At 34.9% G+C, this 11,601-nt stretch carries 9 protein-coding genes and 1 pseudogene; 4 read left to right on the top strand and 6 right to left on the bottom strand.

Translation table 11 applies throughout. From position 1 onward, the window contains the following. Position 1: 1 nt before the first annotated feature. From NSQ08_RS29015 to NSQ08_RS30005, 3 genes are read right to left on the bottom strand one after another with little or no spacing between them, the layout of a single operon-like run. Entirely contained in the window at positions 2–4,558 is a 4,557-nt protein-coding gene (locus NSQ08_RS29015) for an amino acid adenylation domain-containing protein (RefSeq protein ID WP_340780540.1), read from the bottom strand. Between the two features lie 14 nt (positions 4,559–4,572). Beyond that, complete coding sequence (locus NSQ08_RS29010) at positions 4,573–5,835, bottom strand: MFS transporter (RefSeq protein ID WP_016119225.1); 1,263 nt, start codon at positions 5,833–5,835, stop codon at positions 4,573–4,575. A 22-nt stretch (positions 5,836–5,857) separates the two neighbouring features. After that, complete coding sequence (locus tag NSQ08_RS30005; RefSeq protein ID WP_002035044.1) at positions 5,858–5,989, bottom strand: DnaB-like helicase N-terminal domain-containing protein; 132 nt, start codon at positions 5,987–5,989, stop codon at positions 5,858–5,860. 405 nt (positions 5,990–6,394) lie between these two features. Between NSQ08_RS30005 and NSQ08_RS29005 the strand changes: the two are divergent. Next, a pseudogene (locus NSQ08_RS29005) lies at positions 6,395–7,103 on the top strand (IS6 family transposase). A 708-nt stretch (positions 7,104–7,811) separates the two neighbouring features. Here the strand turns inward: NSQ08_RS29005 and NSQ08_RS29000 are convergent. Beyond that, a complete protein-coding gene (locus NSQ08_RS29000; protein WP_340780539.1) occupies positions 7,812–8,015 on the bottom strand; it encodes a hypothetical protein in 204 nt (67 codons plus the stop codon). Positions 8,016–8,167: 152 nt separating this feature from the next. On the opposite strand from NSQ08_RS29000, the gene NSQ08_RS28995 reads away from it, so the two are divergent. Continuing rightward, entirely contained in the window at positions 8,168–8,362 is a 195-nt protein-coding gene (locus NSQ08_RS28995) for a hypothetical protein (protein WP_097809064.1), read from the top strand. Between the two features lie 515 nt (positions 8,363–8,877). Continuing rightward, complete coding sequence (locus NSQ08_RS28990) at positions 8,878–9,645, top strand: polysaccharide deacetylase family protein (RefSeq protein ID WP_340780538.1); 768 nt, start codon at positions 8,878–8,880, stop codon at positions 9,643–9,645. Between the two features lie 131 nt (positions 9,646–9,776). Here NSQ08_RS28990 and NSQ08_RS28985 read toward each other — a convergent pair whose 3' ends face one another. Next, positions 9,777–9,989, bottom strand: coding sequence for an alpha/beta-type small acid-soluble spore protein (locus tag NSQ08_RS28985; RefSeq protein ID WP_088004665.1), 213 nt, complete (start codon positions 9,987–9,989; stop codon positions 9,777–9,779). 273 nt (positions 9,990–10,262) lie between these two features. On the opposite strand from NSQ08_RS28985, the gene NSQ08_RS28980 reads away from it, so the two are divergent. Further along, positions 10,263–10,757 carry a YndM family protein gene (locus NSQ08_RS28980; RefSeq protein ID WP_340780537.1) on the top strand — a complete coding sequence of 165 codons (495 nt, stop codon included), beginning with the start codon at positions 10,263–10,265 and terminating at the stop codon, positions 10,755–10,757. 28 nt (positions 10,758–10,785) lie between these two features. Here the strand turns inward: NSQ08_RS28980 and NSQ08_RS28975 are convergent, their stop codons facing one another. Next, positions 10,786–11,301, bottom strand: a complete 516-nt coding sequence (locus NSQ08_RS28975; RefSeq protein WP_159146848.1) for a DUF3231 family protein — start codon at positions 11,299–11,301, stop codon at positions 10,786–10,788. Positions 11,302–11,601 lie beyond the last annotated feature (300 nt).

Raw genomic sequence — 11,601 nt, 5'->3', positions numbered from 1 at the left:
TTTACACCCTCTTCTTTGTTAATTTAAGTAATACTTTGCTCAAGCTTTCTTCCGTAAGATCCTCAGCATCAGCAAAATCTGATACTGTAAAAGCTGACTCTGTTGTTGGTTTATTTATAAGTTGACGAAGATGCCTCAACATACCATCTGCTATCGCTTGAATTGTTAATCTAGAAAATTGTTCTCTACTATATATCCAAACAAAATGTAACTTCTCATCTTTTACCATACCGATAACCTCAATTAGATGAGATGGCTTGGAATCTGGAGCATGATCTAAAAATGTAAACCCTGTCTCTTGCATAAACAAAGATTCCTTTGAAAAAACTTGATCAAATTGGCCCAAATAGTTAAAGCTTATTGAAGGCTTTTGCTGATAAAACGGAAGTAATTCTTTTTTCAAGTAACGTAAAATACCATAGTCAACTCCACGATTCGGAATTTGACGCAATTGATCTTTTACAGCCTTTAATCCTTCAATAGGTGTTTTAGTTCCTTGAAAATTCAGATGAACAGGATAAATACTCGTGAACCAGCCCACTGTCCGTGATAGATCAATACCTTCAACCATCTCTTCTCTCCCGTGTCCTTCTAGATGAATAGAAACCGTTTGCTGATTTGTAAAATCGACGATAGCTTGTCCTAATGCCGCCAATAGTACCTCATTAATCCTTGTTTTATGAGTCACCGGAACTTCTTGTAACAATGCATGTGTTTCTTCTACTCCTAAAGTCCTCGTCACTTGATCAATCGATTCTTCTGTTGTTTCTTGCATTGGATAGTCCATTGGAATTTTCATCGTTTCTTTTTCTACCCGTTCATTCCAATAATCTTGTACTTCTTTTGAAATACCCGAATCACTGTATGCCTGCAGTCTTTCCGACCACTCTTTAAAAGATGTACTTTTCGCAGGTAGGCGAACTCCTTGACCTTGTTTCATCTGGTTATATACCGCCTGTAAATCTTCCAATAGAATTCTCCACGATACTCCATCTACTACTAAATGATGAATCGCCCAGAATATTCGATCATTTCCAGACAAGGTGTCCTCAAAGTAAACTACTCTCATTAACGGACCTGTAACTAAATTGAAACTAGTTTGAGTAATGTTCATCTCTTCTTGTATTACTTTATTCCACGCTTGTTCATTAGCTTTGTTCCGTTTTACCACATGAAGTACAGAATGCTCATCAGTCCCTTCATTTCTCTGCCTCCACGTTCCATTTGGTAACTGTTCGTACCGGAAACGTAAAGCATCATGATGTTTTAGTAAGTATAAGATCGCTCCTTCTAGTAACTTCACGTCCACTCTCTCTTTTACTCTTAAAAGCATCGATTGATTCCAATGCTCCGGACGTGAATGTTCTTGCTCGAAGAACCAGTACTGAATTGGAGTAAGGGGCACTTCTCCTGTCACAATTCCCTGCTCCGCTTGTACTCCCTGAGTTTCTATAGCCACTTGTGCCAACTCGGCAATGGTTGGGCATTCAAACATTTGCTTTGGAGTAAGTTTTAATCCCACTTGACTTGCTTGAGATATGATTTGAATACTGAGAATTGAGTCGCCACCAATTTCAAAGAAATTATCATAGATCCCCACATTTTTAACACCTAATACTTGCTTCCAGATGGTAGCCAGTATCTTTTCGTTACTATTCCGAGGGGCAACAGCTTCACTGTTAATCTGCTTTTCCTCCGGCATAGGTAAGGCCTCACGATCAACTTTACCGTTAGCAGTTAGTGGAATAGCTTCCATCATTACAAATCCTGAAGGGACCATATAGCTCGGTAGTTTTGCTTTAAGATACTCTCTCCACGCACCTACATTCCCATTCCCTACAACATATGCCACCAATCGTTTATCACCCGGCTGATCTTCTCGAACAATCACAACAGCTTCTTTTATAGATGCATGTACGTTTAAAGTAGATTCAATTTCCCCTATCTCAATTCGGAAGCCACGGATTTTCACCTGGTGATCAATTCGCCCACGATAATCCAGATTCCCATCTGGCAAGAATCTCGCTAAGTCTCCTGTCCGATATAACCTTGCTTCCGGTTCACTATTAAATGGATGAGGGATGAAGCGCTCTGCAGTTAATTCCTGTCTATTTAAATACCCACGTGCAAGTCCTGCTCCACCAATATATAGTTCACCAGCTACACCAATAGGCACAGGCTGTTGACTGGCATCTAGCACATACACTTCTAAATCTGGAAGCCGTTTTCCGATATTACTTCGTGAAGAGTGCCGGACCTCATCTTGAGTAATCGGAGAATAAGTAACATGAACGGTAGTTTCTGTAATTCCATACATATTAATTAACTGTGGGTCCTTATCTCCATATCTTTGAAACCACGGTAACAAGTTACTAGGATCTAACGCTTCCCCACCAAATATTACATAACGTAGATTCAAGTTTTTATTCTCATCTTCTTGTTCACACACCTGTATTAATTGTCGAAATGCGGAAGGCGTCTGATTTAGAACTGTGACTTCTTCCTCCACCAATAATTGATAAAAATCTTTGGGCGATCGACTAATCAAGTACGGAACAACAACTAATTTCCCACCATATAATAATGCTCCCCAAATTTCCCATACTGAGAAATCAAATGCATAAGAATGAAAAAGCGTCCAAGTGTCTTTTTCATTAAACTGATACCAACAATCCGTCGATTTAAATAAACGAATGACATTGTGATGCTCTATCATAACGCCCTTTGGATTCCCTGTTGATCCCGAAGTATAGATTACGTAAGCTAGGTTTTGAGAACTTACATCAGAAAACGGGAAGGTCTTACTTTCTTGCCCAATCTCATCTCTATCACGATCCAGGCAAATCGATTTAATATTTTCTGGTAACCATTTCAATTCTTTTAAACTTTCTTGCGTTACGAATAACTGAATGCCAGCATCCTCTAAAATATATTGAAGTCGCTGCTCTGGATATGTTGGATCAAGTGGAACATAGGCTCCACCAGCCTTCAAAATCCCTAAAATACCTACAATCATTTCTAGAGAACGTTCAACGCACAGCCCAACTAAAGTATCAGGTCCTACTCCTTTTTTCTGCAGATAATGAGCTAACTGATTTGCATGTTCATTTAGCTCCCTATAAGTAACTTTTCCTTTTTCATACGTAACTGCAATAGAATTTGGATAAATCATCGCTTGCTGTTCGAACAATTCATGAATAGTTACTTGAGGTGGAAAATCAAGCTTAGGATTGTTGAACTCTACTAAACTTTTTCTTTTATCTTCTTCTGAAATAATTTCAATCTCAGAAACCTTTTGCTTTGGGTTTTTAAATGTATTTTCTATTACTGCTAACATGGTTTTAAAAAAGCGGTTTATCTCTTCTTTAGAAAATAGCTCTTTACGATAGTCAATATGTACTTGTAAAGAGTCTATATCAGTCAAATTCTCAATATGTACTGCAAAATCTTGCATTTCTTCACCATTTGGAATCCAAAGTGAGTCACCACTTTCATCACGATCTCTATAATCAATCGTAGTTCCGAAAAGTCTAACATTGCTGTTATTCTCTTTATTAATCTGCTTTAATAACAAATCAAATGGGTATTTCTGATGTCGTAATGATTTACTTTGTTTTCTGGACACCCTACCAATAAATGAAAGTACTTCTTCTTCTGGATCGATATCCATTCTTAGAGGAACCGTACTCACCATCATTCCAATTAATTCCCGTTCCATTTTAGTCATACGATTGCCATAAGCCATTCCTAATGCAATATCAAGCGATGAGGTCCACCGACACATAGACAATGAGAAAGCAGCAACAAAAAGAGAATATACACTTAATTTATAATCGTCAGAAAATAACTCTATCTTTCTCTTCAAATGCTCCGATAATATAAACGTTTCACGTGATGCTTTGGTACTAACTTGGTACGTATTATAAGGCTTCAATCCCGTCACAGATGGAATTGTTTTAAATTCCTCTAACCAGAATTTTTGATCTTTTTGAAAGCGAATACTATTCAAGTATGTTTGTTCATTGGCCAGAAATTGAACATATGAATTTCTAATTTCGCCTTCCTCAGTCTTGTTATGCATCTCATAATAATATTTTGCAATCTGACTGGTAAATATTTGGATTGATAAACCATCCATGATAATATGATGAACATTCCCAAAGACTGCACATTCATTATCGTTTAATTTTATTAAAGCGAAATAGTATAAATCCGAATTAAATAATGTAAACGTTTCTTTTGTTTTCTGCTCAATCCATTTCTCAAGCAAATCTGAATCCTCCACGGAACTGAAATCGAAAAACTCAAATTCTTGTTCTTCATGTTTAATAAAATATTGTTCAGGTTCCTGATGCCCATTTTCTTTTAATCTGATGCAAAGACCATCATTTTCACTAATAACACGATTCACAACTCGATTTAATTTTGAATAATCCATTTTTCTATGAAGTTTAAACAAAAACCTTAAATTACATATCCCTTTACCGGAATGAATAACTTCTGTATACCATATTCTCCTCTGTGGATGACTTAACGGATAACATTCTTCATTGGCCATAAAAAATCTTCCCTTCAAAAATTATTTACTCTTATAGGTTCTTGTTTATGTTTAACCCATATATATTTCTGTAGTGAAACCCCAATTACTCCAATGATGATGAGCCCAATACCCACATAAAAATAGAGTTCAATTACTCCGAAAAAGTGAACCAGTGGACCGCTCATAGCAGGAGAAATAATGAGGACTGCATTTGCTAAACTGCTTTGAATCCCAAATACTCTTCCGACCTGTTCTTGATGAGATTCTATTTGTAGAATGACTTGATTGGATACAAGCATAAGTCCACTTCCAATACCAGCTATAAAACTAATCAGATAGGCAAAAATGAGGGATGCACCAGGATTTATCAGAGTTATCAGACTAATACCCCCGAAGCCAATTCCCATTAAAGCAATACCTCCACATATTACCCAACCATATTGAAAATGTTTTAATTTCTGAGTTAAGAATGCGCCAATTATTCCCCCAAGACCAATAATAGAAATGATGTATCCCATTTTACTCTTATCATTTGGGAACAAGCTTTTAAATAAAGTAGGGAACTGTGAGTCTACTAATTGTAATACTGCCATAGCTATTGTAAAGAAAATCATGGTTGATAATATCATCCGATTGGATAATACATAACCCCAGCCTTGTAACCAAGCAGTCCAAGTACTTTGCTGTTTCTTTTCTATATGTTCTCTTGACAGAGATTCCTGTAACCTTATTGTGGGCAACAGAACCAAAGCAGCTAGTAAGCAGCATATTGCCCTTATAATCAGACAAAACTCTGGCTGAAACCAGCTCAGTAACATTCCTCCTATAAGTGGGCCCAGTATCTTGGTTCCTTGCTCAACTATCCCATTGATACTTACCGCTTTGGTAAGCAGATCAGGAGAAACAATCTGTCGTGTTAGTGTTTGCTGTGCAGGATAATAAAAAACGGTGAAAATGGAACGAACCATTAATGCTAACAAAAGCCAATGAATAGTTTGGACAAATAAAAGAACAATTGTTAATAAACCAACCATTAGATTACAAAACATCATAATTGGAATTTTTCTAAAGCGATCAGCAATCACGCCTGCCCATGAACTAAATATAATCCCAGGAAGTGCATACGCAACGGGAATTAATCCAATCATGGTGGGGTCTACTTCCCATTCAAAACTAACAATGGTCATAATGGCTAACATGTCAATAAATACTCCGAGCATAAGCAGTGAATACGCAGAGAAAACTTGTAAATAAATTGTATTTCCCCATAGACTTTTTGATTCGGTAGTTTTCATAAAAACGAGCTCCTTAAGTTTACTAAATAGGGACGATAGAAACTAATTGAGTGGGATACGAGACTTCTCCCGCCTCTTCAATCCTATTCTTTTTTTGCAGTTCGTTTGTGATGGTAATGAAATCAATAGCTTGCTTAGACTTTCTCAAAGACACTAACGCTCTAAAAGTGAGATATTGACTAACAATTAAATCATAACACTCCTATTAATGGGATTATTTTCTAAAAATAATATAGAAAACAATGAATATTCCGATTATTATTTTCTAAAAACCAGAAATATTTCTATAAAACAACTAAATTAAGATTAAATCTTATCGCAGATTTTAAATAATATTAATAAATAGAATCTATTTTGAACGTAAGAAATTTGTAAGGAATGGGTAAGGAAAAAGAGAGTTTCATTGTATAGGATAAAAATATTACGAGGCGTGAAAGGCGGAACAGATATGACTTTTATATGAAAAACATTTCTGGTGCAAACACTCCAAAACGCTTGTAAGTAACCTCCTAAACTTGGACATACTGATACTAGTACTCTAAAAAAGGATGTGATTGGTATGGAAAAGCAAAATCTATTTAAATTGAAACATTATCAACCGGATATTATTTTATTAACCGTGAGATGGTATTTACGGTACAACCTCAGTTTTCGTGATTTAGTCGAAATGATGGAAGAACGCCGGCTATCCCTTGCTCATACAACTATCATGCGATGGGTTCATCAATATGGTCCCGAATTAGATAAGCGCGTACGACGTTCATCTTAAGTCAACCAATGATTCTTGGCGAGTCGATGAGACGTATGTGAAAGTCAAAGGTCAATGGATGTACCTATATCATGCTGTTGATTCAAAAGGAAATACAATTGATTTTCATTTAAGCAAAACAAGAGATCATAGGGCTGCAAAGCGTTTTTTCAAGAAAGCTTTGCAGTCTTTTCATGTTTCAAAGCCCCGTGTGATTACAGTAGACAAAAACCCAGCCTACCCTATAGCGATTGAAGAGTTGAAGAAAGAGAAAAAGATGCCTGTGGACATCCAAATAAGGCAGGTAAAATACCTTAATAACATTGTAGAACAAGATCATCGCTTTATAAAGAAGCGAATCCGTTCTATGCTAGGTCTTAAATCTTTCTCCACAGCTACATCCATTCTTTCTGGAGTAGAAGCCATGCATATCATTAAAAAAGGCCAACTTATTTTACGGGACAAGTCTGTCCAAAATGAAATGAAGTTTATTCATCAACTATTCGGAATGGCTGCATAAGAATAGATTTCATTAGGAATCTATATACCTCTTTCAAATAAATGCAATCTTTGCACCAGAACCATTTCATATGCCTGCCTTAATCCCATCCTCATTCTCCCTTTCTCTCAAATAACGATTTTATTTGAAAACTGCACATATATTAAACACATACATACAATAATCATAGTCACCTTTTTATATAAATCTTGATCATAGAGCGCCTTAAAAAGCGCTCTTTTTATTTAAATAAAGGTTTTATTAAAAAAAATTTCACCTTTTAACCGGACAAGCATACGTTATTGTATGGAGACTCTCCACTCATAGAAATCTACCTTTCTTGTCAAAGAGCATGCTTATATGCGTGCTCTTTTTGATTGTATATAAAGACTGCACATACATTAGAAACATATATACAATAATCATGATCATCTCATTATTAATCATTTAGTATCATTTTCGATACACTCCTTGGTCATAGGGCGCCTTTCTTCCAAGGCGCTCTTTAATTTTCAAATTAAGATTTTATTATTTATCAAAATCTTCATGCCCCTGTAAAACATTTGTAAACATTGCTGTATTTTTTACTTTTCCCCTTAAAAACGTTATATACTACATTTGAAATAAGCGAGTAAGTACGCTTATTATCTTTTCTTATTTCCCATGCGACATAGCCTTTTGTTGATTGCTAGGAGAAATCCTAGCCTTTTTTTATGCAAGATAAGGATTTTATTCAGTTTCTCCCCTGTATTTCTTTATCGCCAACTCAACATTCTCAATACCACTTTCATACCATTCAACAGCCTTCATTACTCCATCCAGTCTCACTTTCATTACACCAACTCGCACAAGTGATTGTTGGATAGTGTATTTCATATGAAGCACTTCTTTAGCTGCATCTTCATAACCTAAGTCAATTAATCGACTGGCCATCTCTTCAAAATCATCTATTCTTCCGTATTCAAATAACTATTTTGTTGAATTTCTCAATTCACAAAGTACTAACTTTATAAAATGAATTCATATACATGTATTGAATACATATTAAGTTCATATAAAACCAAATAATTTAGGAGCTGATCAGTATGACAAGTAAACCACTAGTAATAACGCTTCCTCCTATATCAAAAACCAAAATTACTTTTTATTCTTCTTCTGGTGAAGTAATTAACCACACTTTTTTTACAAACGAAACTTCAGAACCTATAGCAACGTTTGCATATTGTCCTATAGAATTCGAAAGATTTGAAACTAAAAGAATGCCAGTCCTTATAAAATAACGCTTTTGTTATAAAGCAATTGTTAATAATTCAGCTTTCAATTCCTCTTGTAATCTCACAAACGTTTCGTTTGAAAATCTTACAGCTGCACTTGGATACTTCTTCGCAAGAAATGCATCTTCATCGTCTAATGATGTACCTTGATACCAATCAAAATGCGCAAACTCAAAAGGTATATATTCAAGATTAGCTCTAAATTGAACTTAGAAAAGGACAGACTTTCCATGGGAAAAAGTCTGTCCAAAAGCAGATACAACTGATTAATATTCTCTTTGGTCTTACCGCATAAACAGTCATTACGTTAGGAATGACTCAATCTTTTTACTCTTCATTATTTTTTTGCACCAGAACCAAAATTTTTATCTTCCTACAATTATTTATGACCATTCAGCTCAATTTTTTCATTTTTTGGGTTTTATAAAATTCTTAAGTTGATGGATGTGGTGCTACCCCAAATAATTTGATAATAACTACATAAACTAAACACACTTGTATCTCATGGGAGTGTATTATTCATGAAAAAAAATTGGATAGTCCTCATTCTTTTAATCATTTCTTTTTGTTCCACACAAATACCCATATATGCTTTTACAGATAGTCGTAAGGAGTATGAAAAAACAGGGAAAGTAATTTGGGAAGTAAACACAAAGGAAAAAATAGTTGCAATAACATTTGATGATGGTCCTCATCCTGTTTTTACCCCTCAAATACTTGATATTTTAACTAAATACAATGCGAAAGCAACCTTTTTTGTAGCAGGTAATAAAGTTAAAAGGTTTCCTGCTATTTTAAAAAGGCAAGTAAAAGAGGGACACGAAATTGCTAATCATACTTATAATCATATATATGATAAAAATATTACTACCGCTAAATTAACAGCAGAATTAGATCAGACAGATGAAATTATCAAGCAAATTACTGGCTATAAACCAACTCTCTATCGTCCAGTCGGAGGCCTTCACAACGATTTAATTATTAATACAGCTATACAAAATGGGAAACTTGTTATTCTATGGTCATGGCATCAGGATCCTCAAGATAGGAGAAATCCAGCAGCTAGCAAAATTTCTAAATATATAACCAAAGGTATTAAACCTGGTAATATCATTCTACTCCATGATTGGAATGGTAGTGAATTTTCTCAGTTATCTCAGACAGTTAAATCATTAGAAAGTATCATGAGGTATTTAAAAAATAATGATTATAAATGTGTAACGGTATCTGAAATGCTCTATCGTTCCATAAAAATAATTCCCTCCCCCTTTGATCCTTTTTATCAATGAATCTAGGCTTATTTACGAAAATTTATGAGAATTTTCTAGAGGATAATATTTTTAGTAACTTTACATACTAGAGATTATAATGAAAAAGGAGAGACGATGTGTCTCTCCTTTTTATCCATGCATATTTAAAGTTAGCGATTAACTCCACCGCCAAGTTGTTGTTCAGCCATTGCTACTAGACGTTTTGTGATTTCACCACCAACAGAACCGTTTGCACGAGCTGTTGCGTCTGCACCAAGTTGTACACCAAATTCTTGAGCGATTTCATATTTCATTTGATCGATTGCATTCTCTGCACCGTGAACTAATAGTTCATTACGACTTCCGCTATTATTGTTTGCCATATTGTATCACCTCCTATGTTTTTAATATGCTAAAAAGCAACTAAAAATATATATTCCTTTTTTGGGTATTGTTTTTTCAGCTTACTAAAGCATAAATAATACATATATTTCACAAAATAGTATTGTGTAGGAGAGCGAAATAAAAAGTGCTTGCCATAGGAGTATCACAGACCTCCAGAACACGATGAAACGGGTTGTGCTTTATGAAGGCACAGCCCGTTTTTATTAAGGCGTTTTTTCTTACATACTGATTAAAGAATTGGAGGAATACAGATGAAACATATTGTTGCCTTATTAATTAAATATACCGCTATTAGTGCTGTATTATTGATGATACTAGGGATTTTTCAAGGTATTTCGATTCCTAGAATATTGTTTATTTCATTATTAATTACTGGATTATCCTATTTAATAGGAGATTTATTTATTTTACCTAAGTATGGAAACATGGTGGCTACCATTGCTGATTTTGGTTTGAGTTTTGTAGGAGTTTGGGCATTAACATACTTTTTAACAAATATAAATTTAACTCGTAATATTGGAGCATCTGCTTTTTTTGCAGCTTTGCTAATTGGTGTGGCAGAAATATTCTTTCATATCTATATGAAGAAAGTTGTTTTACATGCGAATGAGGGTTCACGAGAATCCACTACTATTGGTCACGATAAATATGCTATGGAGATTTCTGACGAGTATGTAGATTATTCTAGAATAAAAAGAGAAAGTACATCTAGAAAAGTAGAAGATGGAACTGATAAATTGAAATAAAGAGTGGCCCTTGGCCACTTTTTTATCTTTAAGCTTGTTCAGAATTTCGAACATGTAATGGTGGAGGAACTATCCACCCCTTCTTCTTGCTTAAACGTAGTAATGTTACTCCTGCTTGTGCTTTCTTCATGTGAATTTGTCCAAAAAGCATGCCTACATCTTCTCGAAGGCATTTTCCCATAACTTGGCTACAAGTTACTAGTCCTGCTGCAAGAGCTGCTGCAACGGCTGCTGCGATTTCTGCATCGTTGATGCGTGCGCCAGGAGGAATGTCTTCAATAGAAGCAACCGGCCTTTCTGGAGGTGCTGGTGGTAAAGCCACTCCATTTACCTTTAAAAGGGTTTTTAGCTCTTCTATTTCAGGGGTCATATCATTCTCAATTAAGTTTTGTAAAAACTTCTTTAAATCTTCATCACCTGTGTGATTCATAAACACTTGATGTCCGGCAACAGCTCCTTGTGTGGCAAGAAGATAACTCCAAATATCAAATACCTCTCCATAATGTAAAGGTTCATTTTGAGGGTTTCCACTTAATACACCCATTTTAAAAAGCCTCCCTTTCGAAAATATCATCATAAGTATATTTTTCAATATTGAAAATAAATTTTTAAGTATATTTTTTCCTACAAAATATTTTTTATCATGCATGGGAAACACCTTCCCAACAATGTATGTTTGTAGTCTAGTAAAGAAATTTGCAAATAAAATACTCAAAGATTATTAAGTAAGGTTATCAATAATCTTTGAGTGAGAAATCGTTTACTATAAGGGTTTATTTTTTAATGAATGAACAAAGGAAATTAATTTTAATATCTGCTATATTTTACACTCATTTATTAATTG

The sequence above is a fragment of the Bacillus sp. FSL E2-8887 genome (assembly GCF_038007205.1).
GTDB classification, from domain to species: domain Bacteria; phylum Bacillota; class Bacilli; order Bacillales; family Bacillaceae_G; genus Bacillus_A; species Bacillus_A mycoides.
The sequence above is the reverse complement of the archived record's forward strand: the minus strand, read 5'-3'. Positions and strand labels throughout refer to the sequence as shown.